At 41.5% G+C, this 25,153-nt stretch carries 21 protein-coding genes; 7 read left to right on the top strand and 14 right to left on the bottom strand.

Translation table 11 applies throughout. From position 1 onward, the window contains the following. Window positions 1-139 precede the first annotated feature (139 nt). The 3 genes from GTQ34_RS01990 to GTQ34_RS01980 all read left to right on the top strand — a co-directional run bounded on the left by GTQ34_RS01990 (window position 140) and on the right by GTQ34_RS01980 (window position 5,822). Window positions 140-2,359 (top strand): NADP-dependent isocitrate dehydrogenase, encoded by a 2,220-nt coding sequence (locus GTQ34_RS01990; protein ID WP_166522082.1) that lies wholly within the window; start codon window positions 140-142, stop codon window positions 2,357-2,359. Between the two features lie 162 nt (window positions 2,360-2,521). After that, window positions 2,522-4,921, top strand: a complete 2,400-nt coding sequence (locus GTQ34_RS01985) for a TonB-dependent receptor (RefSeq protein WP_166522081.1) — start codon at window positions 2,522-2,524, stop codon at window positions 4,919-4,921. 4 nt (window positions 4,922-4,925) lie between these two features. Further along, entirely contained in the window at window positions 4,926-5,822 is an 897-nt protein-coding gene (locus GTQ34_RS01980; protein WP_166522080.1) for a DUF4249 family protein, read from the top strand. On the opposite strand, the gene GTQ34_RS01975 is transcribed toward GTQ34_RS01980, so the two are convergent. The 3 genes from GTQ34_RS01975 to GTQ34_RS01965 are packed head-to-tail and all read right to left on the bottom strand — an operon-like array spanning window position 5,812 to window position 10,151. Beyond that, window positions 5,812-7,137, bottom strand: coding sequence for a GntP family permease (locus GTQ34_RS01975; protein WP_166522079.1), 1,326 nt, complete (start codon window positions 7,135-7,137; stop codon window positions 5,812-5,814). The two genes, GTQ34_RS01980 and GTQ34_RS01975, sit on opposite strands and share 11 nt — an antisense overlap. A gap of 45 nt (window positions 7,138-7,182) precedes the next feature. Continuing rightward, window positions 7,183-8,829, bottom strand: coding sequence for a sodium:solute symporter family transporter (locus GTQ34_RS01970; RefSeq protein WP_166522078.1), 1,647 nt, complete (start codon window positions 8,827-8,829; stop codon window positions 7,183-7,185). Then, window positions 8,826-10,151: an amylo-alpha-1,6-glucosidase gene (locus GTQ34_RS01965; protein WP_166522077.1), complete on the bottom strand. Its 1,326-nt coding sequence runs from the start codon at window positions 10,149-10,151 to the stop codon at window positions 8,826-8,828. Before GTQ34_RS01965 ends, GTQ34_RS01970 begins: the two co-directional genes overlap by 4 nt. A 50-nt stretch (window positions 10,152-10,201) precedes the next feature. On the opposite strand from GTQ34_RS01965, the gene GTQ34_RS01960 reads away from it, so the two are divergent. Beyond that, window positions 10,202-10,438, top strand: a complete 237-nt coding sequence (locus GTQ34_RS01960; protein ID WP_166522076.1) for a DUF6095 family protein — start codon at window positions 10,202-10,204, stop codon at window positions 10,436-10,438. Here GTQ34_RS01960 and GTQ34_RS01955 read toward each other — a convergent pair. Beyond that, window positions 10,435-11,136: a DUF4294 domain-containing protein gene (locus GTQ34_RS01955; RefSeq protein WP_166522075.1), complete on the bottom strand. Its 702-nt coding sequence runs from the start codon at window positions 11,134-11,136 to the stop codon at window positions 10,435-10,437. The genes GTQ34_RS01960 and GTQ34_RS01955 overlap by 4 nt on opposite strands. 102 nt (window positions 11,137-11,238) lie before the next feature. On the opposite strand from GTQ34_RS01955, the gene GTQ34_RS01950 reads away from it, so the two are divergent. Then, window positions 11,239-12,327: a M42 family metallopeptidase gene (locus GTQ34_RS01950; RefSeq protein WP_166522074.1), complete on the top strand. Its 1,089-nt coding sequence runs from the start codon at window positions 11,239-11,241 to the stop codon at window positions 12,325-12,327. A 112-nt stretch (window positions 12,328-12,439) separates the two neighbouring features. Beyond that, on the top strand, window positions 12,440-12,988 hold the full coding sequence (locus tag GTQ34_RS01945) for an NUDIX hydrolase (RefSeq protein ID WP_166522073.1): 549 nt from the start codon (window positions 12,440-12,442) through the stop codon (window positions 12,986-12,988). Here GTQ34_RS01945 and hisS read toward each other — a convergent pair. The 6 genes from hisS to rpsF form a co-directional block, all read right to left on the bottom strand. After that, window positions 12,985-14,364 (bottom strand): histidine--tRNA ligase, encoded by a 1,380-nt coding sequence (gene hisS, locus GTQ34_RS01940; RefSeq protein WP_166522072.1) that lies wholly within the window; start codon window positions 14,362-14,364, stop codon window positions 12,985-12,987. The two genes, GTQ34_RS01945 and hisS, sit on opposite strands and share 4 nt — an antisense overlap. A gap of 68 nt (window positions 14,365-14,432) precedes the next feature. Then, the gene (locus GTQ34_RS01935; RefSeq protein ID WP_166522071.1) at window positions 14,433-14,903 is read right to left on the bottom strand and encodes a DUF6495 family protein; all 471 of its coding nucleotides are present in this window, start codon (window positions 14,901-14,903) and stop codon (window positions 14,433-14,435) included. A gap of 145 nt (window positions 14,904-15,048) precedes the next feature. Then, on the bottom strand, window positions 15,049-18,255 hold the full coding sequence (locus tag GTQ34_RS01930) for a TonB-dependent receptor (RefSeq protein WP_166522070.1): 3,207 nt from the start codon (window positions 18,253-18,255) through the stop codon (window positions 15,049-15,051). A 100-nt stretch (window positions 18,256-18,355) separates the two neighbouring features. Next, window positions 18,356-18,808, bottom strand: coding sequence for a 50S ribosomal protein L9 (rplI, locus tag GTQ34_RS01925; protein WP_166522069.1), 453 nt, complete (start codon window positions 18,806-18,808; stop codon window positions 18,356-18,358). A gap of 12 nt (window positions 18,809-18,820) precedes the next feature. Next, a complete protein-coding gene (rpsR, locus tag GTQ34_RS01920) occupies window positions 18,821-19,117 on the bottom strand; it encodes a 30S ribosomal protein S18 (protein WP_166522068.1) in 297 nt (98 codons plus the stop codon). A gap of 4 nt (window positions 19,118-19,121) precedes the next feature. Next, complete coding sequence (rpsF, locus tag GTQ34_RS01915; RefSeq protein ID WP_166522067.1) at window positions 19,122-19,460, bottom strand: 30S ribosomal protein S6; 339 nt, start codon at window positions 19,458-19,460, stop codon at window positions 19,122-19,124. A 238-nt stretch (window positions 19,461-19,698) separates the two neighbouring features. Between rpsF and GTQ34_RS01910 the strand changes: the two genes are divergently transcribed. After that, a complete protein-coding gene (locus GTQ34_RS01910; RefSeq protein ID WP_166522066.1) occupies window positions 19,699-20,391 on the top strand; it encodes a LytR/AlgR family response regulator transcription factor in 693 nt (230 codons plus the stop codon). On the opposite strand, the gene priA is transcribed toward GTQ34_RS01910, so the two are convergent. The 4 genes from priA to nadC are packed head-to-tail and all read right to left on the bottom strand — an operon-like array spanning window position 20,392 to window position 25,119. Beyond that, a complete protein-coding gene (priA, locus tag GTQ34_RS01905; protein WP_166522065.1) occupies window positions 20,392-22,848 on the bottom strand; it encodes a replication restart helicase PriA in 2,457 nt (818 codons plus the stop codon). Window positions 22,849-22,852: 4 nt separating this feature from the next. Beyond that, complete coding sequence (locus GTQ34_RS01900) at window positions 22,853-23,287, bottom strand: DUF2147 domain-containing protein (protein WP_235914945.1); 435 nt, start codon at window positions 23,285-23,287, stop codon at window positions 22,853-22,855. Beyond that, a complete protein-coding gene (locus GTQ34_RS01895) occupies window positions 23,277-24,257 on the bottom strand; it encodes a YihY/virulence factor BrkB family protein (RefSeq protein WP_166522063.1) in 981 nt (326 codons plus the stop codon). The genes GTQ34_RS01900 and GTQ34_RS01895 overlap by 11 nt, the downstream gene beginning before the upstream one ends. Window positions 24,258-24,261: 4 nt before the next feature. Further along, window positions 24,262-25,119 (bottom strand): carboxylating nicotinate-nucleotide diphosphorylase, encoded by an 858-nt coding sequence (gene nadC, locus GTQ34_RS01890; RefSeq protein ID WP_166522062.1) that lies wholly within the window; start codon window positions 25,117-25,119, stop codon window positions 24,262-24,264. Window positions 25,120-25,153 lie beyond the last annotated feature (34 nt).

The raw sequence follows: 25,153 nt of genomic DNA, 5'->3' as shown, positions 1-25,153 counted from the left end.
TTTCAGAAAGCCATATCAATGTGCAAGCATAGATATGGCTTTTATTTTTTCCATACTAAAACTCCACTTTTACCGTAATCCTTGATGGAGCACTACCCATAAATTGTATATTTGCAGCGCTTAAACAAAATCCATTTTAATGGCGAAGATTTTCTACACAAAAACGGACGAGGCCCCGGCCTTGGCCACCCAATCCTTTTTACCCATTGTTAAAGCCTTTACTAAAACCGCTGGGATTGTTATTGATGCCAAGGACATTTCTTTGGCTGCTAGAATTGCTGCCGTCTTCCCGGATTATTTAAGTAAAGACCAACAGATACCGGATAATCTCGCCATATTGGGAGCCTTGGCAAAAAAACCAGAGGCCAATATCATCAAACTGCCCAATATCAGTGCTTCCATTCCCCAGCTCAAAGAAGCCATTGAAGAATTACAGCAAAAAGGATATAACCTTCCCCACTATCCGGACGAACCAAAGAACGAAGAAGAAAAAGCCATTAAGGCCAGGTACGATAAGATTAAGGGTAGTGCCGTAAATCCAATTCTGCGTGAGGGAAACTCGGATAGAAGAGCCCCAAAGGCCATAAAAAATTATGCTAGGAAGAACCCACACACCATGGGTGAATGGTCTTCCGATTCACAGACCCATGTAGCAACCATGTCTCATGGTGATTTCAAAAATAATGAGAAATCCTTGACCATGAAAAATGAGGGCGATGTTCGTATCGAGTTGGTTGATAAGGATGGAAAGATTAACACGTTGAAGAAATCGGTTGCACTCCAAAGCGGAGAAATTATCGACGCTACCGTAATGAGCAAAAAAGCGTTGGTCGAGTTCTTCAGTAAAGAAATAAAGGATGCTCGCGACAAAGGCCTGCTGCTCTCGTTGCATTTTAAGGCGACCATGATGAAAGTGTCAGACCCAATTATTTTTGGACATGCCATGCAAGTTTACTTTTCAGAGGTTTTTAAAAAGTATGAAGCCACTTTTGAAAAACTGGGCATCAATCCCAATAATGGTCTGGAAAGTCTTTTCGACCGACTGGAGAAACTTCCACAAAATGAACGGAATGAAATAGAGCAGGCAATTATGAATACCATGGAAACCGGACCAGACCTGGCCATGGTAAATTCAGACAAAGGCATCACCAACCTCCATGTTCCCAGTGATGTGATCATAGATGCCTCCATGCCGGCCATGATTAGAAATTCTGGGAAAATGTGGGACAAGAACGGAGAACTTAAAGACACCAAAGCAATAATTCCTGATAGTAGTTACTCTGGAATCTATCAAGCGACCATAGACTTTTGCAAAGAACATGGCGCTTTTGACCCTACTACGATGGGCACAGTCCCCAATGTAGGTCTCATGGCCCAAAAAGCAGAGGAATACGGTTCTCACGACAAAACTTTTGAAATTTCAACCAAAGGTAGAGTTCGTGTAGTAGAAATTGGTACAGGAGCAACGCTTTTGGAACATGAAGTGGACAATGGCGATATTTGGCGAATGTGTCAGGTAAAGGATGCTCCTGTCCAAGATTGGGTAAAACTTGCGGTGTCTCGTGCTAGGGCAACACAGACCCCCGCCGTCTTTTGGTTGGACAAAGAGCGTTCACATGATGTAGAGCTGATCAAAAAGGTCGAGACCTATCTTTCTGCACTGGACACTCATGGACTTGATATACGGATCTTGTCACCAACAGAAGCTACCAAGTTTACGCTAGAACGCATAAAGGAAGGCAAGGATACTATTTCCGTATCCGGAAATGTGCTTCGTGATTATCTTACAGACCTATTCCCAATCCTTGAAGTCGGCACCAGCGCCAAGATGTTGTCCATAGTGCCTTTGATGAACGGCGGTGGTCTTTTTGAAACCGGAGCTGGTGGTTCCGCTCCTAAACATGTAGAGCAATTTTTGGAGGAAGGACACCTGAGATGGGATTCTTTAGGTGAGTTTTTGGCCCTTGGTGTCTCATTGGAATTTTACGGAGAAAAGAACAAAAATAAAAAAGCACTTGTCTTGGCCGAAGCTTTGGATAAAGCCACTGAAAAATTCTTGGACAATGATAAGTCACCTTCTAGAAAGGTAAACGAACTGGATACCCGGGGAAGCCATTTTTACCTGTCTTTATATTGGGCTGAAGAGTTGGCCAAACAAAAGGAAGATGAGGAACTTAAAACCGTTTTCGAAAAAGTATTTCATGAGCTTTCATCCCAAGAAGAGAAAATAACCCAGGAATTAATTAATGCCCAAGGCAAATCTGTAAATATTGGAGGATATTACCTTCCTGACGCCGAAATGGTTGCCAATGCCATGAGGCCCAGTAAGTCCTTAAATGCCATCCTTGATGCTATTTAATTTCATTTACGAATTACATCGAACTTTCCGGCAAATCTTGAATGGGTATGTTTGTGGAGCTATTCATGACTGCACTGTTTTTAAGTTTTCATGATAAAGTTTTAAGGTTTGATATATATTTTTGTTTAATAAATAATCAGTAATTTTAAACAAATTAGCAAAATGCCAAAGAATCTCTTCACCTTTGCCATTGCCCTCCTGTTTTTTGGCTCGCAATTAAACGCACAACAAAAGTATACGCTGAGTGGCACGGTATCTGAAGCAAACAGTAATGAAACTCTAATTGGTGTTACTATTGCTTTCCCTGCCCTTAAAACAGGGGCAACTACAAATGAATACGGTTTTTATTCAATTACCTTACCAGAGGGCGAGTATGATATTGTGGTCAGCTACCTCGGTTTTCAAGATGTAAGGGGCACCATTTCCCTAAGTTCAAATATTAAAAGGGACTTTGAACTAATTGAACAAGCTGAAGAACTGGAAGAGGTAGTGGTAACCGATGATGCGGAGCGTTTGGATATCAGGAAACCACAGATGAGCGTGAACACATTGGCCGCAAATACTATAAAACAAATCCCGGTGGTACTGGGAGAAGCCGATGTAATAAAATCTTTACTGCTCCTACCAGGAGTCACCAATGCAGGAGAAGCATCATCAGGATTCAATGTGAGGGGCGGGGCGGTGGACCAAAATCTTATTCTCCTAGATGAGGCTGTGGTCTTCAATTCATCCCATTTATTCGGCTTTTTCTCCGTCTTTAACCCCGATGCCATCAAGGATGTTAAGCTTTTTAAAGGAGGTATCCCTGCAAGATATGGAGGAAGGGTATCCTCAGTCCTGGAAATTTTTCAGAAAGAAGGAAATAGCAAAGACCTTAAGGTTCAAGGAGGTATTGGTGCTGTATCAAGCAGGTTGCTGATTGAAGGGCCCATTGCCAAAGACCGGACCGCATTTCTAATTGGAGGAAGAGCTTCATATGCGCATTTGTTCCTTCCGCTGTTCGATATTGATAACAAAGCCTATTTCTACGACCTGAACACCAAAATCAACCATAAGATTAATGATAGGAACAATATCTTTCTGTCCGGATATTTTGGTCGTGACCTGTTCAGTGTCAACGATAGTTTTATCAATGTTTATGGTAATGCCGTGGGCAATTTCAGATGGAACCATCTTTTCTCTGACAAATTGTTTTCCAATCTGTCCCTTATTTATTCCGATTATTTTTATGGTTTGGAATTGGATTTTGTGGGATTCGATTGGGACTCAGGCATACAGAATTTCAATATTAAGTATGACTTCAAACATTATGTGAGTGATAAGCTGCAATTGAATTACGGCCTGAACAACATTTACTACGTGTTCAACCCAGGAAAGATAAGGCCAAACAGTGCAGACTCTGGAATTGTAGAAGAACAGCTGACAAAGAAGTACGCCAATGAAAATGCCATCTACATTGATATAGAACATAAGGTTACTGAAAACTTGAGTGTTGAATATGGATTAAGGGCCAGTCAATTTAATCGTTTTGGACAGGATGAGTTTTTCGTATATGAAAATGACAATCCAGTACTATTTGACCCTTTCACCTTGGTATATAGAGAGGCAGAACCCATTGATACCATAAGTTCGGGAAGAGGGCAGACATTGGAAAAGTTCTTTAATTTCGAGCCCCGTATTTCCATGTCGTACAATTTTAATGGAAAAAGTTCCATTAAGGCCAGTTACACCCGATTGGCACAATATCTTCATCTGCTTTCGAACACAAGTTCCCCTACTCCGTTGGATGTCTGGACACCAAGTGGTCCCTTTGTGGAACCCCAATTGCTTGATCAATACGCTGCTGGGTATTTTAGAAATATCAATGATGGAGCATACACCTTTGAAACAGAAGTCTTTTACAAAGACATACAAAACCGTATCGACTATATTGATGGGGCCAATCTTATTGCCAATAATGCCATAGAGCAAGTTATACTGAATGGGGAAGCCCGTGCGTACGGTATTGAATTTTTATTGCGAAAGAATGAAGGTCCCTTAACGGGTTGGCTGGCATACACGCTATCAAGATCAGAACAACGAACTCCAGGAAGAGATCTTGGTTTGAATACTGGAAGGTCTGACTTGGAAACAGGCATCAATTTTGGAGAATGGTACAGTACCCCTTTCGACAAGACCCATGATCTTTCAATTTACGGAAATTATGAGCTAAATAATCGCTGGAGTCTTAACGCCAATTTCATATATCAAACTGGTCAACCAACCAATTATCCTGTAGGACAATTTGAATTTGAAGACATAACTGTGCCCTTTTATGGCCTTCGGAACCAAGAACGATTGCCTGATTACCATCGTCTGGATATTTCGGCAACATTGACACCGAAAAAGAATAAAAGAAGAGCTATGCAATCGGAGTGGGTTTTTAGTGTATATAATGTCTATAACAGACGAAACGCGGCTTCCATCAATTTCAGAGAAAATGAGGACACTGGAAGAAATGAGGCGTTGAGAACCTCTATTTTTGGAATTATTCCCTCCGTAACCTATAATTTTAAATTCTAGAGCTATGAAATGCAAAGCTATCATTATGTTGTTGGGAGTTTGGATCTTCATTTCTTGCGAAGATGTAATTGATGTTAATCTGCCAGAGCAAGAAACCCGACTTGTTGTAAATGGTTTACTTCGTGTTGACATTGATCAAGAATTTGTAAACGTGGAAATAAGCATGATGGAGACCAGTAACTTTTTTGAGGACAATCAACCTACGCAGGTTGAAAGTGCAGCCATCATTTATGGAATACCCGATGAATTTGGAGAAATTCCCGAACCAGTTTTCTCCAACCTAGCTGAAAGAGAACCTGGTTCCGGTGTATATGTGCCAGACCCCAATTTTACTTCCGATCAACGTATTAGGACTGCGGATGTTGGTCCAGGTGTCAGTTTCTTTTTGCAAATCACTTATAACGATAGGAGCTACTTCGCAAGGACAGAGTATGCCTCTACTGTACCAATTAATGGCCTTCTACAAGGTGACAACACCCTTTTTGATGAAGATGAAACTGAGGTAATCGTTTCTTTTACCGATGTTCCAGACCAAGAAAACTACTATGTATTTGATTTCGGTTTTGGGGAATTCCTTGCCTTAGATGACCAATTTATTGATGGGCAAGCGTTCCAATTTTCCTATTTCTATGACTCAAACTTGGAGCCAGGACAAGAAATCAACATCAGTATCTTGGGAGCTACACAAGATTTTTATAATTACATGGATTTGCTGGTTGAACAGACCGATAATAATGGAGGGGTATTCCAGACCCCGATTGCAACTGCAAGGGGCAATGTATTTGATATCACGGATTTGGATAATATCGATGTCTTTGACAATGTTGGGCAACCAGAATTGTTCGCTTTGGGTTACTTTGCAGTTGTCCAGGAATTTACACAGAGCCTAATCATTGAATGATTTGGTGTAGCAATAGAATTATACCGATACCTACCAAACCTTGCAGGAAAGTAGCTGCGGTATGCCCCTTTAGGGCATTTTTTACATTGAGGTTTGAAAACTGGGAAACCACCCAAAAATAACTATCGTTTATATGGGAAACTGTCATTGCACCCGCCCCTATGGCAAGAACTGCCAATGCTTTATCCGTCAATGATAGCAATCCGAATGTCTCCAATAGCGGTGCAATTATGGCTGAAGTTGTTATGATTGCAACCGTTGAAGATCCTTGGGCAGTTTTTAAAACAGCCGCAATCCCAAAGGCTATCAAAAGCCCCCCTACGGCCGAACCGGATTCCATATTAAGGATGGAGGCTATATCCATCGTCCTCAAGACCGCACCAAAAGCACCTCCTGCGCCCGTAATAAGGACGATGGAACCCGCTTGCTTAAAGGCTTCTGGAATCCAACCCTTTTTTTCCTTCGATGGAGTCTTCCTTCCCAATAAAAAAGCAAAGAAAACACCAATGAGAAGCGCAATCACGGGTTCTCCCATAAAATCAAAAAAATGAAAGGCCCAGGTATTTCCAAAAGGTAAAGTGGGGTAGTTGGCTATCGATTTCAAAGCAATAAGCAATATGGGTGTAAGAAGTGGTAAAAAAGCTTGGTAGGGTTTTATTTTCACTTCAACAATTTCCTGTTGTTCCAATTCCAACTCACCTTCTTTATCAATTTTCAAGGTTTTTCCGATATAGTTAGCCCAAAAATACCCTGTAATCGATACGGGAATTGAAACAACAATGCCCAAAATAAGTACCCTTCCCAAATCGGCTTCTAGAATTGCCGCAGCGGCCAACGGTCCGGGTGTTGGCGGAACAAAAACGTGGGCTGCATAAAGTCCGGTGGCCAAAGAAATAGCAAAGACCATGATTGGAATTCTGGTTTTTTTGCTCAATGCTTTATTTAGTGAGGAAAGAATGATGAACCCCGAATCACAAAATACCGGAATGGAAATAATATACCCCGCCAGGTTTAAAGCCAAAGGGGAACGTTTTAATCCGATAATCTTCAAAACGCTATTGGCCAATACCTGCGTACTTCCCGTTTTCTCCAAAAAAACACCTATCACGGCCCCAAAAGCAATGACCAGCCCTATGCTGGAAAGTGTTTTGCCAAACCCCTCACCTATGGTAGCTGCAATATCCTTTGGTGATAATCCCAAAAAAAAGCCAGTTGTAACTGCAGCAAGGGTCAATGAAAAAATGGGATGCATTTTAAACTTGACCGTTGCCACGATGATGAATAGTATCACAATCGCTAAAAAAAACAACTCCATAAGTTCAATGTTTAGATTAAAAAACTATCTAGAATGCCAAATTCATCAACCGCCATAAATAGTTGGAATCAATGCACTAAATATCAAAATCAATACAAAAAAGCCCACCAGTATATATACCTCCTTTTGCTTAAAGTCAGAAAGTTTGGGCTTTAAATCTTGATTGTCCACCGGAACTTTTTTTGTTGTGGTTACATAGCTTACCAAATAGGCCACAATCAATGTCAACACCACCCCGGTGAAGTTCAACCAAATCCAGAAAATTTCAACACCCAAATCTATATTGAAGATATCCTGCATGGTCTTCGAAAAAATAAGATTAACCAAAACTCCAACCAAGATGCCAACATTCATTCCAATATGATTCACTTTCTTTGAGAAGATGGCCAAAAGAAAGGTTACCAATACTGGACCATAAAAAACGGAACCTATCGCGTTGATGATTTCAATTACTGCACTTTTGCTGCCTCCAAACAAGAAAGAGCACGCCATGCAGACCGCACCCCAAAACAGGACGGCCAATTTTGAAATCCACATGTAGCGTTTTTGTGATAATTGTTTCTTTCCTCTATTAAAAAAATCCTCCACACTAACTGCAGAGAGCGAATTCACAGTAGAACTCAAGGAGGACATGGCCGCGGACAAAATACCTACCATGAGCAAGCCGATAAATCCGTGTGGCAAGTATTTGGTTATGAAAATGGGAATCATCAAATCGGGTTTTGTTCCACTTTGCGCGAATTCTTCCGGAAAATATTTTTGGGTCATTGATGATATTTCCTGCAAAAAATCGGGAGCCAGAGTAACTAAACCACCAATGATCAATCCTATGGTGCAATACAATAATACCACTGGAAACCGAAGCAAGCCATTGGCCAATAACAGTTTACGAATAGTACCCTCATCTTTGGCGGATAGCATTCGTTGGGCCTGGGTCTGATCACATCCATAATAGGATACATATAAGAAGAATCCACCTATCAACATGGGCCAAAAGCCATATTCCTCTCCTTCGCCAATCCCCCAGTTGAAATCAATAACGTTGAGTCTCTCGGGGTTAAAACCGTTGGCAAGACCACCATGATCATTCAACAGCTGCCAACCGTAGAACAAGCAGGTCAACAAACCAACAAAGAGAATGATCATTTGAATAGCATCTCCCCAAACAACGGCTTTCATCCCGCCTTGCCAAGAATAAATGATGGTTATTATGCTGATAATAAGAATGGTATATACAAAATCAATATCCAAAACTGCTTGCAAAATTATGGCTATGGTGTAGACCATGACACCCGTTCCCAAGGCTCTGCTTATCTGGAAGACCACACTTAAAATCAATCGTGTGGACACATCAAATCGTCTTTCAACAAATTCATAGATACTTACTACCCCAGACCGAAACAGCGGGGGAATAATGAAAATCATGATAAAAAGCATGGCCAATGGTACGGCAAACTCAAAACTGAGCCATTTCATTCCCCCATTCATCTTTAAGCCCACAAAAGCTGGGGCCGAAACAAAACTTATGGCGGATAATTGCGTTGCCATCGTGGATAGACTAAGTGGAAACCAGCCCATGCTCCGTCCTCCCAAAAAGTAATCCTTGGAATCCTTATTGTTTTTAAAAAAATACCCCATGGCCAAAAAGCCGAAGAGGTAAATGGCAACGATGGTATAATCCAATCCGTTCATAAATTGGTGTTTTTTAGCATGTCAATATAAAGGGCGGCGGACCAAGAAAAGTTATTGCCACCATATCCTTTGTCCAAGGTGTTCAAAACCTCCTTTCGAGGGTCAAAATATTCATAGAAACCAAATTTGTTCAACACGTACATAGTATCGTGTTTAATTTTTTCGGCTACATCTTTCATTCCATACCGTAACAATCCCCGATAAATAATCCAGTTAAGGTTGATCCAAACTGGTCCCCGCCAATAGCGTTTTGGGTCGAAAGAGGTGCTTTTGGGGTCGAAAGAGGCGCACAACAAAAATTGTCCTTTGTTTCCGGAAAATGTGCCTTTTTCAAAATACCACCTAACCATTTCCTCTGCTATTTCCTGGTTTGGAACGCCCGCAAAAAGAGGAGCAAATGAAGAGGACGATACGTAGTTTAGGTGTCTTTCATTTCTTAAATCATAGTATACATAGGTACCTAACTCTTTGCTGTACAGCTTCTTATTGAAACTTTCTTTTGCCTTTTGCTGCCATCTTCTAAGTTGACTCACTTGTTCCTTCTTTTCCAAAAGATTACCAAGATTTATAAGGCTTTCGTTGGATTTGATGAGCATTGCGTTGAACAGTGGGTCCTGTATTAAAAAAGGACCGTTTGAAGCGATAAGACCATCGTCATATTTCCAACTCTTGAACAATTCGATAAGGTGAATATAATGCTGATATTCTCTGTTTGAAGGTCTGTTGGATGCGTCCACATGCTTGGTGTCCCTACGGTCCAATTGATATTCTGGTGATTCCAAATCTTTCCATATTTCATCCCATACAGGAGTATTGTCCGTTCCAGCTTCCCAATTATGGCAGATGTATACCAACCCCTCATTTTTGGGGTCTCTGTTCGTATAAAAGTAATGGTGGTTGTGATATATTGCGTCGAAAACCTCACGTACAAAGTCCAACTCTTCATTATGGGATATTTTGAAGCATTCTTCCAAAACAAACCCCAATACAGGTGGCTGGGTGATTCCGGACGTCTTCAAAGCTGGGGAATGTGGACTTAAATAGGACGCATGAACTTCAGGACCTGGGAAATAGGAATCAGATTCATTATGGAATAAAATGTGCGGAATAAATCCATTTTTCCATTGGCCAGAAAGCAAGGAACGTATCTCTTGTTTGGCACGGTCCATATTAATGTGTGCCCAGCCCAAAGCAATAAATCCTGAATCCCAATTCCATTGAAAGGGATAGAGGCCTTCGCAGGGAATAGTAAAACTGCCCTGCCAATTTTTTTCCAGTACGATTTTCGCTTGTTCTATTTTGGAATGTGGTTTTTTGGCCATTCAGAAAAAGTAACCTTATAAATATAAACTAATATTCCTACTTTGGTACCATGAAGCGGACCGACAAAGAACTTTTAGTAAAGGGGCTAAAGTCGTTTGGTTATACCGTGGCGATCATGTTTTTGGCTCCTTTCTTACTTTATCAGGCCTTTAAAAATGAAGAGCATCCCTTTTTTATTCCCGTACTTATACTCGGAATACTATTTGCCGTTTTGGCCATTTACTTGGGATTTAGATCGGTAAATATTGTTATGGATGCGGTTTTTGGAAAAAAGGATGAACATTAATTTTTGGAATTGGGACCGTCTTTCCACTTGTTGTTCAACTGGGCGTAATCGTAGTCCAATACTGATTTTTGTCGTTCCAATTGATTTGAGGCAAAAGCCCTTTGCAATATGTCCTCAATAAGATAATCTTCATGCTCCCTTTCAGGATGAAATTCCTCCTTGATACTGATGTTGAACGCTTTTGCAGTGGCATTGTACCAAAAGGCCCGCCATCCGCTGCGAAGTTCCTTGACCAGGTCAAAGGCCGTTGTCCCCGTTTGACGATAAATTAACTTTACCAATATCTGTCCCTCTGTACGGGTCAGTTTTTTGAGTTCAGCTGAAAATTCCTCCTCAATATATTTCTGGACTTTGCGGGTGTATTTTTTTCGATGTCTTCGCTTCTTTATATGTACAAGGCTGTCGTTGAGTTCCACCAATCTTTCTGCAGCCAACTTCGCGTAGGGATACACCTTTAGTGTTTTTCTTCTAAGGATGTAGTACCTCAATTTCTCCTTTCGATCCTTAAACGTTAATCGATCAAAAAGAAACACCTCATCAAGGGCAATGGAACTGTATAAAACGGAATCTCCCTCAAATCTCACATAATAATCGGTCAAGGAATCTTTGGGGTGAACAATTGAATCGAGCTCCATCTGTTGTGAAAATCCAAAGGAGCAAACCAGTAGTAAAATCAACAATGTTTTATGTCGGCCCATAGCCATTTGCTGTCAAAAGTCTTGCCAAAATTAAGGATAAAGCTATGATGTAGCTATTAAATAAAAGTGAATATTGTTATGTTTGTTACCTAAATTCGATATATGGCCACATCAAAAATATTAAATGCGAAATCCCTTAAATTTCTAGAGAAATACCTCAACAATGCTTCTCCAACGGGCTATGAGTGGGGTGGACAAAAAATCTGGATGGAGTACCTGAAACCCTATGTGGATGAGTTCATTACCGATACCTATGGAAGCGCCGTAGCTGTGATCAACCCCAAAGCGGAATACAAAGTGGTTATTGAGGCCCATTCTGATGAGATTTCTTGGTATGTAAACTATATTACCGATAATGGATTGATCTATGTGATACGCAATGGCGGTAGTGATCATCAAATTGCACCTTCCAAATGGGTGAATATCCATACCAAAAAGGGCATCGTAAAAGGTGTTTTTGGTTGGCCTGCCATACATACTAGAGACAAAAGCAAGGAAGAACCGCCCAAATTGGACAATATTTTTATCGATGTAGGTGCCAAGGATAAGTCAGCGGTGGAAAAAATGGGAGTTCACGTAGGCTGTGTCATTACCTACCCGGATGAATTTCAGGTTTTGAACAAAGATAAATTCGTATGTCGCGCCTTGGATAATCGAGCTGGTGGATTTATGATAGCCGAGGTGGCCCGACTGTTACATGAGAAAAAGGAAAAGCTGCCCTTCGGGCTCTACATAACCAATTCTGTACAAGAAGAAATAGGGTTGCGAGGTGCCGAAATGATCACCCAGACAATTAAACCCAATGTGGCTCTGGTCACCGATGTTTGTCACGATACCACAACCCCCATGATCGATAAGAAAAAGGAAGGTGAGACTTCCATCGGTTCTGGACCTGTAATATCGTATGCACCTGCAGTGCAAAACAAACTTCGGGAGCGCATTATTGAAACGGCCGAGGCCAAGAAAATACCTTTTCAACGCCTGGCATCCTCACGTTACACCGGTACGGACACCGATGCGTTTGCGTACAGCAATGGTGGCGTTGCCTCTGCTTTGATTTCCTTGCCTTTGCGCTATATGCATACCACAGTGGAAACGGTACATAAAGATGACGTGGAAAATGTAATCCGCCTTATCTACGAAACCTTGTTGAACATCAAAGTTGGGGAAACTTTCAGTTATTTTGACTAAATAATTATTGATGTCATTTCGAGTGAACACGAGATATGTCAATCTTTACTCCGGACTTTGTTTTGAGATTTCTCACATACGTTCGAAATGACAAGCAGACTTTTTCAAACCAATGGAAGAACAGGTTGACATTCTGGATGACAATGGAAAGCCGACTGGTAAATCCTGTTTAAAATCCGAGGCCCATCAAAAAGGTTTATTGCATCCTACGGTCCATGTTTGGTGCTATACCCAAACCGGCAAGGTCTTAATCCAACAGCGGGGTAGAAAAAAGATGGCCTATCCCCTACTTTGGGATGTATCCGTAGCTGGACATATTTCGGCAGGTGAAAATATTGAAACCGCTGCCCTTCGTGAAGTCGAGGAAGAGATAGGTCTTCAAATAAAGAAATCCGATTTGGAATCCATTGGGACTTTCAGGGAAACGCATAAACATGCTGAAGATTTTATTGATGCCGAACTGCACCATCTTTTTTTGGTTAAGTTGAAAGTGCCTTTTTCAGCATTAGTTAAGCAGGAAAATGAGGTCGAAGCATTGGATTTGATCCCATTGTTCCGTTTTGCTGAAGAAACTTGGGGATTGGGACGCACAGAGAAATATGTACCTCATGGGCCAAGTTATTACAAAAAGATCGTAACCGAAATCAAAAAAAGAACTTAACCTATCTTATGTACAAACTGGGAAGGATTGTCCAATGAAAAGGATTCCTGATGTCCCGTTTTCATGTTCTTCACTACAAAAACACCTTCGGACAGCTCTTTTGCTCCCAATAAAATTACATAGGGTACACCACGTTTGTCAGCATATTTAAACTGTTTTTGCACCTTGGTATCGGTTGGGTACAAGTCCACCCGAAGTTCATGCTTTCGGAGTGTCGCAACCAATTTTAAAGCTGCATTTTGTTCGTTCTTGCCGAAGTTCAAACATAGAACATCCAATTGGGTATCCAAATCATCAGGAAAAAGTCCCAGCTCCTCCAAAACCAGATAAATCCGATCTAGTCCGAACGAAATTCCAACGCCACTCACATCTTTTAAACCAAAAATACCAGTAAGATCATCGTAGCGTCCACCACCACCGATGGAACCTATGTCAACACCTTCTGGGGCTTCTACTTCAAAAATAGCTCCAGTATAGTAGTTAAGTCCACGGGCCAGGGTAACATCCAACTGCAATTGGGCAGATTGCAATCCTAAGATATTAACCATTTCAATGATTTCTTCAAGTTCTGCGATACCACGCATCCCTACTTCAGACCCAACAAGCAGACGTTTTAGTTGGTCCAACTGTTCGGAAGCAGTTCCGGACATAGCGAAGAGTGGTTCAGCCTTGTCAATGGCACCTTCTGACAACCCTTTTTCCAACATTTCAGCTTTGACCTTCTCCGCTCCTATTTTATCGAGCTTATCCAACGCAACGGTAAAGTCCACCAAAAGATGCTTAGCACCAATCACCTCGGCTATTCCTGATAAAACTTTTCGGTTATTGATATTGATTGTAGTTCCTTTCAGTCCCAAATCGGTAAATACTGAATCATATAACCGCACAAATTCTACTTCCTGAAGCAATGAATTGGCCCCGACCACATCAGCATCACACTGATAAAACTCCCGAAAACGACCCTTTTGAGGACGGTCGGCCCGCCAAACAGGTTGTATCTGATACCTTTTAAAAGGAAAATCAATCTCGTTCTGATGCATGACCACGTAACGCGCAAAGGGGACGGTCAGGTCATAGCGCAAAGCTTTTTCCGATATTTTTGGAGCCAAGGAGCTTGAATTCTTGGAACTGTAGGTAACATCATCCACTTTGGATATGAAATCACCCGAATTCAGGATTTTAAAAATCAAGCGGTCCCCTTCCTCTCCATACTTGCCCAACAGCGTATCTGAATTTTCAAATGAGGGTGTCTCTATCGGCTGAAAACCAAAAGTCTCGAAATGCTTTTTAATGGTATTGATAATGTAATTGCGCTTGGTCACCTCGGCAGGTGAAAAATCTCGGGTTCCCTTGGGTATGGAAGGTTTTTGTGGCATTTAATTTCTGATTCTCGTGCAAATATACATGGTTTGGGTGAAGGGGTTTGGGTAAAAGAAAGACCTCTTTATTCCATAATCTGCTCAAACCACCGATACAATTCTCCTTTGGTAATGACCGCACCCTGCTTTATCAATTCAAACTTATCCAGATTCTTATCTTCTCCATATGCTTTTGATGCCGTCAGATATTCCACAAAATCAGATTGAAAGTTTCTCTTGAACCAACCAAAACCTTCTTGGGTACGCAAATCTATTTCAGGATTCAATACTTTGACTGAAAACAATTTCATCTCCTTATCGGTAAGGTGAAAAAGATGCATGTGCATTTCAGAAATGTTCTCCAAATACTCCACTTTGGAGAGTACTCCTTCCCATATTAAATCACTGAAAACATCGATTTCCTCTTCTGCTACATCCGGTCTTTCTTTTTTTAACGCTTCCCATTCTTCTGCGGTGATGGATTGGGTAGCCAAGAAATTGATGAATTCGGGATGTAGCTCTTCCAATTGCTCTTTAGAAAGTCTTTTGTATTTCATCTATTACTCATTTATCTTCTACCGTCCGATGTAATCTGCGTAAAAGGCATTCCGTTCAAATCGAATTTCATCTTGCTTATTGCATGCTGCAAAAATAAAACCCTGACCAAAAAAGTCAGGGTTTTTAATCAAATAATTGTTTCGATTAATCCAAAATATAACGTAAACCGACTTGAGCCTGCCATCTAGAACGCAAGCGGGTATCCGCTGAAAATGTATTGGTACGGTCTGGATTGAAGGTGAAGGTCGGTGTGTTGGTATCATCCACCGTTACCCCTAGCAATTGGTCAAAATCTTGCTGCTCCACAACGCCCCAATCTGAATTAATTAGGTTACCAATATTCAAGACGTCCAAACTGATTTGGAACCTGTTTCTGTCATTTACCTTTATATCCTGTAAAATTTTGATGTCCCATCGACCTCTCCAAGGAGCAAGGGCACCGTAGCGTTCCGCATATTCTCCCCTTCTGTCACTCAAATAATCGTCTTGCTGAATGAAAGCCTCAAAAGCTGCTGCTTGGCCATCACCGCTGAAGTTCATTTGTTGTAATTCGCTGGCAGTGGGTATATAGATCAAATCGTTTATCGCCGAGCCATCGTTGTTTATATCACCTCCGTAGATGTAGTTGAACCGGCCACTTTGGGCATATTCAAAGAAAGAGGAAATCGTGGTTCCCGTTTTGAATGCTTTTGAAATAACACCGATGATTCGATGCCTGTCACCATATCTCGAAAACGCAAGAACATCATTATTGGCATTTCCGACTACCGCATTACCTGCGAAAGCATCCCCAGTAATCTCTGCATCGATGGAGTTGACCTCCCGTGCATCCAAAAAGTTGTAGGCCAATTGAGTATAAAGACCGTTATCGAATGTCTTTTGGAGCTTTAATGTAGCGTTCCAAATGCGACCCTTATCTGAATTAGTGAACACATACGCATTGGTCGGCCCTCCAAATAATTGGGATTTATCCTCATTGGCGTATACCGCTCGATTATCCACGCCGGATAAGGTCTCGGATGGCGCGCCCAGACCCCAATTCTGAACATGAGCCGCGTTTACGTCTTTGGTATAGGCCAAATCGGCTGTCAAGATAATTCCATTTTCGAACTTTTTATCGACACCGATATTGGTCCTCCATACTTGTGGCCATTGAAAATCGGGGTCCACGACTTGGTAGAAAAAGAAATCTGTTCCTTGAACTTGATTTCCTAACCAAACGAAAGGAAATCTACCGGTAAACAAACCAGACCCACCTCTTAATTGAAGGGTTTGGTCACCATTAATATCCCAATTAAACCCAACCCGGGGTGATATTAACCAATCATTATTTGGCAATTGCTCAGAATCGATAAATATTTCCTCATTGGTCTCTGGATCAAAGTAGGTAATGTCTGGCGCATAAGTGCCCCCTTCAGCCAAGGTACCGCCTTTTCGGTCTATGTTTTCCCTGACTTTGTCCGCCGTATCGAAATACAAGGGTCGGTCAAAACGTATCCCGTAGGTCAATTTGAAGTCATCGGTCATATCCCATTGGTCTTGTAAGTAAAATGACATTTGCCCTACGTTGGTTTCTGCCAATGACCATCCCCCGGGAGTCCCATCAGGAAATTGGTTATTATTGTTGGCAGTTGCTATCGCAGCATCGAACTGGGCTTGATATTGACCCACGAGAGCTGCTTCCCCAGCCGCATCCAAATTTCTAAAGTCCGCTATGGACCCTGAAGGGAAAAACACACCTTGGGCACCATAAAATCCAAGATTAAACGAGTTGTCGAACTGGAATTTTTCAAAGGCAAAACCAACCGTATACGTGTGATTGCCAATGAAGAAATTCAAATTATCCGTAATCTGAAATACCTTTTGGTCCAGTCTGTTGTTGATTGAAAACGGTTCGTGTCCAGCAATAATATAGTTGGAACTTCCTGTATCGTCCAAAAGCGTAATACTTGGTGCAGGTGTGGAAAACGGATTTCTGAAATCGTCAAAATGGGTGTATCCCACTTGAAGTTTATTCGTTGCTTCGTTGCTCAGGGTACTGTTCAATTCCAACTGAACGGATTGTATATTGTTATTGATTTCATATCCAGCATTTTCGAACTGGAGCGTTTGTGTGCTTGGGCCACGAAATGTAATGGCATTTCTGTTGGCCGGCAGTCCTCTAGAAGCATTTAAAAAGTTATAGATCACCGCCAATCGATTGTTATCGTTAATGTTCCAATCCAATTTGATGATGCCCTTGTTGGATTCTTGATCAAAGTTAAATCCGGTGATGGCCCCTGGGTTGTAGAAAATATCGTTCCCTTGGGCGTCCTGTCCGATTACCACTTGTCTTAATATGTCGTCCACAAGCTGCATATCGGTCTGGGTTACCCTGGAAGTACTAATGCCATCGGCTCCAACGCCACCCGGTACAAAACCATCGGTGCCCAGCTCGGTTAGTTCATCACGTTCAAAGTTGGCAAAAAAGAACAATTTGTTCTTTATAATGGGTCCTCCTATACTGAATCCGTATTGCGTTTGTTCCAATCCTGTCTTGACCACATCATCACCCTCAATTTTTCCTCCTGTTAAATCATCATTCCTGAAAAAGCCATAGGCGGTGGCGTAGAATTTATTGGTTCCACTCTTGGTCACTGCATTTACCGAAGCTCCTGTAAATCCAGACTGGGTTACATCATACGGAGCCGTAGTAACCGCAATTTGGTCAATGGCGTCCAGAGAAATAGGCTGCGCATTGGCCTGTCCACCAGGCGTAGCAGCATCCAAACCAAAGGGATTGTTGAATATGGCACCATCCAAAGAAAAGTTATTATACTGATCATTTCTACCTCCAAAAGAGAGTCCAGAAGCACCAGAAGAAGCGGCAGGTTCCAAGCGGATAAAATCGTTGGCGGAACGGGAAATGGTAGGCAAACGCTGCAAATCCCTACGGCTTACACTCGTTTCGGCACCAGTTCGATCACTACCAAAAGTTCCAGTTTGGTCTGAAACAAGTATAACCTCGTCCAATTGTTGGCTATCGGACTGCAGACTTACGGAATAGGTAAAGGTTTTTCCCAGTGACAGGGATATGTCATTGCGAACATCACTTTTGAAACCGACATAGGAAATGGTGACCTCATAAGGTCCCCCGACCCTAAGGTTTAATAGGTTGAATCGACCTTCGTCGTTGGTTATTGCCCCATATCGGGTACCTGTTGGTGTGTGCACGGCGACCACATTGGCCCCAAACAAGGGTTCGTTCTGGTCATCGACCACATTCCCGCGAATGTTGGAGGTTGTAACTTGGGAAAAAGCTGACGAGAATACCATAAAGAATAGTACTCCCAAGGGTAGAAATCTTTTCATTTGCTATGTGTTAATTAGACTGTGAGTATCTACAAACTTAGAACAAAAAAAGAGCTATGCGCGCATAGCTCTTCACAAGTTATTAACCGAAATATCCTATTTATTTGGCCTCAGCGACCACCTCAAATGGAAAGTCAACGATTACTTCGCGGTGTAAACGAATTTCAGCGTTATAAGGTCCCACTCTTTTGACGGCACCCCCTTGGATACTGATGAATTTCTTATCTACTTGGTGGCCTTCCTTGTCCAAAGCTGCGGCCAAGTCAATATTGGTAACCGAACCAAACAATTTATCGCCGGCCCCCACTTTAGCTGGAATACGAATCTCCAATTGCTTTAGGGCTTCGGCAACCTTATTGGCCTCATCAATCACTTTTTTCTCTTTGTGGGCCCTTTGTTTCAGGTTTTCAGCCAACACCTTTTTGGCAGATGGTGTTGCCAGTGTGGCCAAGCCTTGTGGAATTAGGTAGTTTCTACCATATCCATTCTTTACAGTGACGACATCGTCCTTAAAGCCCAAATCCTGTACGTCTTCTTTTAAAATAAGTTCCATGCTCTTCGTTTTTTATTTCAACATATCGCCAACATACGGCATTAAGGCCAGGTGACGGGCACGTTTTACGGCCTGTGCTACTTTTCTTTGATACTTTAGAGAAGTACCTGTAAGTCTTCTGGGAAGCAATTTGCCTTGCTCATTGACCAATTTCATCAAAAAATCAGGGTCTTTATAGTCAATGTATTTAATTCCAGATTTTTTGAACCTACAGTATTTCTTTTGCTTGGTGGTTTCAATGTTCAACGGGGTCAAATACCTGATTTCTCCGTCTTTTTTCGATTTTGCTTGTTGTTCTATGGATGCCATACCCCTATGCCTTTGCTTTTAGTTTGTTTCTTCTTTTTTCTGCCCAAGCAATAGCATGCTTGTCCAATTTAACGGTCAAAAAACGCATAACACGTTCGTCTCTTCTGAACTCTAGCTCATAAGGCCCTATGGCCTCACCGGGAGCAGCGAATTCGAACAAGTGGTAAAAGCCACTTTTTTTGTGTTGAATGGGATAGGCCAATTTTTTAAGTCCCCAATCTTCCTTGGAGACCATTTTGGCGCCATTCTTAATCAAGAAATCTTCGAACTTCTTGACTGTTTCCTCTATCTGGGTCTCAGATAGAACGGGATTCAAAATGAAAACAGTTTCGTAATGGTTCATATATTATATTTTATTTAAAGGAGCGCAAAATTAGTAATATTTCCGTCACCCCGCAAGAAAAGCATAAAATCTTCGTTTAGGTACAAGAGTTATTAACAAAAATGAACCTTATAAACCTACGTAACGTATATGGTAATATACACAACAAAATAGACCATGTTTACATCTTTTATTGCTGTTAACCTTCTTTTTTGTGTAATTTGCCGATGATTTAAAACCCTACAAATCACCCCATTCTATGAAATTAAAGAGTATAATTGTCGACGACTCCTCCATGCAGCGTATGGCTGTTGCAAAATTGGTCAACAATCATCCACATCTTGCCCTTGTCGCTGAGTACAGCAATGCTATCGAAGCCAAAAATGGGCTGAAAAACCATGAGATTGATTTAATCTTTTTGGATGTTGAAATGCCAATCATCAATGGTTTCGACCTATTGGAGGCATTAGAGAACCCACCTCAGGTTATCCTCATCACCGGAAAACCAGACTATGCCCTTAAGGCATTTGATTATGATGTGACCGACTATCTTCACAAACCCATTACCTTGGCCAGATTCGAAGCTTCCGTAAAAAGAGCTGTGGCCAAATATGAGCAACTTAATAGGGTAGATGAAGACGAGGAGCACATCTTTGTAAAGAGTAACCTTAAAAAACGAAAGGTTATTTTAAATGATATTAAGTGGATTGAAGCACTTGGGGATTACATCAAATTGGTGACCGATGAAGCAAACATCGTTATCCTTTCCACCATGAAAGCCTTTGAAAAACAATTACCCGAAGAAAAATTTCTGCGCATCCACAAATCATATATTGTGAATCTGGAGAAGATAGAGAAGTTCAACAGCAAAAATGTTGAAGTTGGGGGCAGACAGATTCCACTAAGTAGAAATAAAAAGACCGAATTGGCAGAGGCACTTGCCAATGTTTAATTATATGTGGTCCACGTTGTAGACCAGTCTTACACTCTTATACTTGGAAATAGCATTAAAGGATTTTTCAATTCTTTTAATGCTATTTTTTGTTTTGGCCAATGATTGATTGCGGGGTATCTTGATCAATATGTTTTTTAAATATGCTCTTCTAATCCTTGCTATGGGTGGATACTCTGGTCCAAGAATTTGATGATTTAAAATGTTTCGCAAAGAAGTGGCCATCCAATCGGCCGCTTCGTTCAATTTGTTAAAATCCTTGTCTTTCAAAGTCAATTTTATGATACGGACTATCGGAGGATACTTAAACTGCTCCCGTTCATAATATTGCTCTTCAAACATCTTGTCATAGTTATTGGTTGTGACCTGTTGCAGAATTTGATGATAGGGATTATAGGTTTGAATCAACACCTTACCCCTTTTTTGGGTTCTCCCTGCCCTACCCGACACTTGGGTAAGCATCTGAAAACTTTTTTCATGAGCGCGATAATCGGGAAAATTAAGCATGGAATCGGCATTCATGATGCCGACCAAGCCCACATTTCTGAAATCCAATCCCTTGGTGACCATTTGAGTTCCCACCAAAATATCCATTTCCTGGCTTTCAAATGCCGATATGATTTTTTCATAGGCAAACTTTCCGCGGGTGGTGTCCAAATCCATTCTGCCCACTTTAGCTTCAGGAAAAAGCTGGCCCAATTCTTCCTGAATTTGCTCTGTGCCAAATCCCTTTTTATCCAAGGTGGCGCTTCCGCAGGCCAAACAGGCTTGTTGTAGGGCCATATGGTATCCACAATAATGGCAGCGCAATTGGTTTCTATGCTGATGATAGGTAAGGCTAACATCGCAATTGGGGCATTGTGCCACATGTCCACAGGTAGTACATTCCACAACAGGTGCAAAACCTCTCCGGTTTTGAAAAAGAATTATCTGTTCCCCGTCTTCCAATTTTTCGGAAATGGCATCAATCAGCTTTTCGGAAAAATGCCCCTTCATTCTTTTTTTCCGGGTCGCCTCTTTAATGTCAACAAGGTTTATTTCCGGCATGAGCACATCCCCATACCGATAATCAATTGAAGCATAACCATACTTTCCCTTTTTTGCATTCTCCATACTCTCAATGCTCGGTGTGGCAGAGCCCAGAATGGTATGGGCGCCATGAGAAGAAGCTAAAACCAGTGCGGCATCCCTGGCATGATATCGCGGGGCTGGATCAAATTGTTTAAAGGAACTTTCATGTTCTTCATCAATCACCACTAAACCCAAGCTGGAAAATGGCAAAAACAGCGCAGAACGTGCTCCAATGACTATTTGCGCCTTTTCAGCATTGGACAGTACATTGTTCCATACCTCTACTCTCTCATGTATGCTATATTTGGAATGATAAACCGCCACTTTGTTGCCAAAATAGTCGCGTAATCGATTTATAAGCTGAGAGGTGAGGGCAATTTCCGGTAAGAGATAAAGTGCTTGCTTTCCTTCATTTAAGCATTCCTGAATCAACTTTACATACACCTCGGTCTTGCCAGAACTGGTTACACCATGTAGCAGTATCGGTTTTTTTTGGTCAAAGCTTTGCTGCACCTTGGAAAGTGCTTTCTCTTGATATTCATTTAGCTGTATATTCTTGAATGTAATGGAATCTTCAGCATATTGTATCCTATCTGTTCGGATGCGGTACTCTTCCAATACCCCTTTGTCCACGAGTGCCTTTATGATTGCCCGTGAGGTCTTGCTTTCTTTTTCCAAATCTGCAATAGGAACGGGTTTTTTGGTCCTGGCCTGAAGTTGAAATAGAGACAACACTACCTGACTTTGTTTTGGCGCGCGGGTAAAATTGTTTAAAAGTGATTCCAGCTTTGTCTCATCTTCAAATTCAGCAGCCAGTTTCACGTACCGAATCAACTTGGGCTTGTACTTTTCGTACAATGTTTCTTTTTGCAAAACCACCCCTTTTGCAACCAATGCATTGATCAATGACAGAACGTTCTTTTTGTCCACAATATCACTTATTTCGGCAATGCGCAGCACCGTTTGATGTTGCAGGGCTTCATATACCAAAAACTCATCGTCCCTAAGTTCCATTTCATTGATTTCAGTCTCTTTGTTCGATAAAATCAAGGTCTCGCTCTCCAACAGAAAAGCACTGGGCAAGACACTACGAACCACTTCACCCAACGTGCACATATAGTATTGGGCAATCCATTCCCAATGTTTAATTTGATTTTGGGTAACAACCTCTCTTTCGTCCAAAACCTGATAAATCTCCTTAGCCTCGTAAGCAATAGGTGGATTTGAATGGACATGGTAGGCAAGCGCTGTATAAATCTTGGATTTACCAAACGGAACTGCCACCCGCATACCCGGCTGCAAAATAGCTGCTTCTTCTTGTGAAATTTTATAGGTAAACAGTCTTTCCAAAGGAATGGGCAAGACCACATCCAAAAAATATTCCATGGGCTTATTCCTCCTTTACTCTAAGCCAGGTCTGGGTGCGATAGAAAAATGCCAGATACCCTCTCACCTTTAGTTTGTTTTCATTATCGGGGTCCAGCCATACTTTTCCCCGGTAGGTCTTGGCGTGTTCCGGGTCGAAAAGTCGATTGCCCTTATATTCACCATCACCATTTTTCTTGAAATTTGAAATGATCTTCATGCCCAAAATAGGTTTGTCCTTCAGTTCACCCTCGCATTTGATACAGACTGCATCTTCCTTTCCTTTTTCCAAAATTTCTTTGACTCTTGCCTCTAACAATCCATTTTTTTTATAGACTTCCACAATCGCTTTTTCAATACCAGTGCGGTCATCTATAGTCTTCCATTTTCCAAAAACGGTTTGCGACCATCCTGCTTGAAACATCAGCAGACACAAACCTAAAATTACCCTATGATGCATGTGGCTGTTTTTCATGTTTTTTCTTCAACGAATTCAAGGTAGCATTCAACTCAAAGCCCAACAACAAAATATTGGAGTTCAACCAAATGAATACCATTAATATCAATAATCCTCCCAGTGCCCCATACAGCTCATTGTAGCGGGCAAATTTTTCTACATACACCCCAAATAGATATGAGGTTAGCAAAAACAGGAGCGTGGTCATCAAAGCACCTGCGGAAAAGAATCTAGCCTGTCGTCCCTCTGCCGTGCCAAAATAATACAGAATTGCCGTGGTAAGATAAGACAGCAACATGAAAAAGAGGGCCTTTGCAATTTGTATGCCAATGGCATCCCCTTTTTCCACACTGTAGCCCAAGGTTTTTCCGAAATACTCGCTGGTGTACTCGACAATATAAAACTCGAAATAAACAAAGGCAACAGCACCCACAATAAGCAATATGGAAAGTATTAAGCCCACCATTAGCGCATAGGCATATTGACGGAAAAAATTTCGGGTAAGTTCAACGTGATAGGAATATTCGAAGCCCCCAAATATGGCATTCACCCCATTCGCCACCAAAAAAATAGAAATGATAAAGGCCGAAGACAAAAGCCCACCCTGTTTTTGGTCTTTGATCTGCTGATAAATATCCCCAAAATAATCACTTGTTGCGGTAGGAAGAAATGACTCCAAAAACAGTAAAAATTGAGCATCGAAATTTTCATTGCCTATGCTCACATAAGGTATTATGAACGGGATGAGCGTAACCAAAAAAATGAGTAGGGGAAACAGTGCCATGAATAAGCTAAAAGCAATGGAACTGGCTCGGGTAGACAAGGCCCCTTTCACAATCCCCATAGCATACATTTCCAAAAGGTCATACAATGAGAGTCCCTCAAATGCTTTAAGTTTTATTTTTTTCAGCAAACGAGCCAACCAGTTTATTACCGGTATTTTTTCCAATCGCTCCTCTATGGCTTCTGACATAGTACTATACGGCTTTTAGGCTAAGATCCATATTGTGGACAGAATGGGTCAATGCCCCAGAAGAAATGTAATCCACACCGCATTCAGCATACTTTCTCAAAGTATTTTCATTGATTCCACCAGAAGACTCGGTGAGACAACGGTCACCAATCATTTTTACAGCTTTTTTGGTGTCTTCGTAGTCAAAATTGTCCAATAAAATACGGTATACCCCATCGGATTTTAATATTTCTTCAACTTCATCAAGATTTCTGGCCTCAACAATGATTTTCAAGTCTTTCCCCTTTTCCTTAAGATAGTCTTGGGTTTTTTGGATGGCTTTGGTAATACCCCCCGAAAAATCAATGTGGTTGTCCTTCAACATAATCATATCGTAGAGGGCGAATCTATGGTTCTCCCCTCCTCCTATTTTAACCGCCCATTTTTCCAGGGCCCGAATGCCCGGGGTTGTTTTTCGGGTATCCAAAATTTTGGTATCCGTACCTTCCAACAAATCAACAAACTGTTTGGTCTTGGTCGCTATGGCACTCATACGCTGCATGGCATTAAGCACCAATCGCTCGGCCTTTAAGATGCTTTGGGAACTTCCTTCCACATAAAAGGCAATGTCCCCGTGCGAAACTGGGTTCCCATCCGATATTATCTCTTCTAACTGAAGCTCTGAATCCACATAGTCAAATACGCGCTTAGCGAATTGAACCCCTGCGACAACACCTTCATCCTTAACCAACAACTTCGCTTTTCCTTGCGCTGATTCTGGTATGCAGGCCAAAGAACTGTGATCACCATCCCCTACATCTTCCCGAATGGCATTTTTTATTATGAGGTCGATTTCTTTTTGAAATTGTGCTTCGGATATCATCCTGAAATGGGCGTTTTAACGAAAATACTAAAAA

This window comes from Flagellimonas ochracea, from assembly GCF_009903685.1.
Lineage (GTDB): Bacteria > Bacteroidota > Bacteroidia > Flavobacteriales > Flavobacteriaceae > Flagellimonas > Flagellimonas ochracea.
This window is presented reverse-complemented; position numbering and strand designations above follow the sequence as displayed.

Bases quoted from the DNA above. Each gene is read 5' to 3' on its own strand.
- GTQ34_RS01990 (WP_166522082.1), top strand. From the start codon at position 140: ATGGCGAAGATTTTCTACACAAAAACGGACGAGGCCCCGGCCTTGGCC.
- GTQ34_RS01985 (WP_166522081.1), top strand. From the start codon at position 2,522: ATGCCAAAGAATCTCTTCACCTTTGCCATTGCCCTCCTGTTTTTTGGC.
- GTQ34_RS01980 (WP_166522080.1), top strand. From the start codon at position 4,926: ATGAAATGCAAAGCTATCATTATGTTGTTGGGAGTTTGGATCTTCATT.
- GTQ34_RS01975 (WP_166522079.1), bottom strand. From the start codon at position 7,137: ATGGAGTTGTTTTTTTTAGCGATTGTGATACTATTCATCATCGTGGCA.
- GTQ34_RS01970 (WP_166522078.1), bottom strand. From the start codon at position 8,829: ATGAACGGATTGGATTATACCATCGTTGCCATTTACCTCTTCGGCTTT.
- GTQ34_RS01965 (WP_166522077.1), bottom strand. From the start codon at position 10,151: ATGGCCAAAAAACCACATTCCAAAATAGAACAAGCGAAAATCGTACTG.
- GTQ34_RS01960 (WP_166522076.1), top strand. From the start codon at position 10,202: ATGAAGCGGACCGACAAAGAACTTTTAGTAAAGGGGCTAAAGTCGTTT.
- GTQ34_RS01955 (WP_166522075.1), bottom strand. From the start codon at position 11,136: ATGGGCCGACATAAAACATTGTTGATTTTACTACTGGTTTGCTCCTTT.
- GTQ34_RS01950 (WP_166522074.1), top strand. From the start codon at position 11,239: ATGGCCACATCAAAAATATTAAATGCGAAATCCCTTAAATTTCTAGAG.
- GTQ34_RS01945 (WP_166522073.1), top strand. From the start codon at position 12,440: ATGGAAGAACAGGTTGACATTCTGGATGACAATGGAAAGCCGACTGGT.
- hisS (WP_166522072.1), bottom strand. From the start codon at position 14,364: ATGCCACAAAAACCTTCCATACCCAAGGGAACCCGAGATTTTTCACCT.
- GTQ34_RS01935 (WP_166522071.1), bottom strand. From the start codon at position 14,903: ATGAAATACAAAAGACTTTCTAAAGAGCAATTGGAAGAGCTACATCCC.
- GTQ34_RS01930 (WP_166522070.1), bottom strand. From the start codon at position 18,255: ATGAAAAGATTTCTACCCTTGGGAGTACTATTCTTTATGGTATTCTCG.
- rplI (WP_166522069.1), bottom strand. From the start codon at position 18,808: ATGGAACTTATTTTAAAAGAAGACGTACAGGATTTGGGCTTTAAGGAC.
- rpsR (WP_166522068.1), bottom strand. From the start codon at position 19,117: ATGGCATCCATAGAACAACAAGCAAAATCGAAAAAAGACGGAGAAATC.
- rpsF (WP_166522067.1), bottom strand. From the start codon at position 19,460: ATGAACCATTACGAAACTGTTTTCATTTTGAATCCCGTTCTATCTGAG.
- GTQ34_RS01910 (WP_166522066.1), top strand. From the start codon at position 19,699: ATGAAATTAAAGAGTATAATTGTCGACGACTCCTCCATGCAGCGTATG.
- priA (WP_166522065.1), bottom strand. From the start codon at position 22,848: ATGGAATATTTTTTGGATGTGGTCTTGCCCATTCCTTTGGAAAGACTG.
- GTQ34_RS01900 (WP_235914945.1), bottom strand. From the start codon at position 23,287: ATGCATCATAGGGTAATTTTAGGTTTGTGTCTGCTGATGTTTCAAGCA.
- GTQ34_RS01895 (WP_166522063.1), bottom strand. From the start codon at position 24,257: ATGTCAGAAGCCATAGAGGAGCGATTGGAAAAAATACCGGTAATAAAC.
- nadC (WP_166522062.1), bottom strand. From the start codon at position 25,119: ATGATATCCGAAGCACAATTTCAAAAAGAAATCGACCTCATAATAAAA.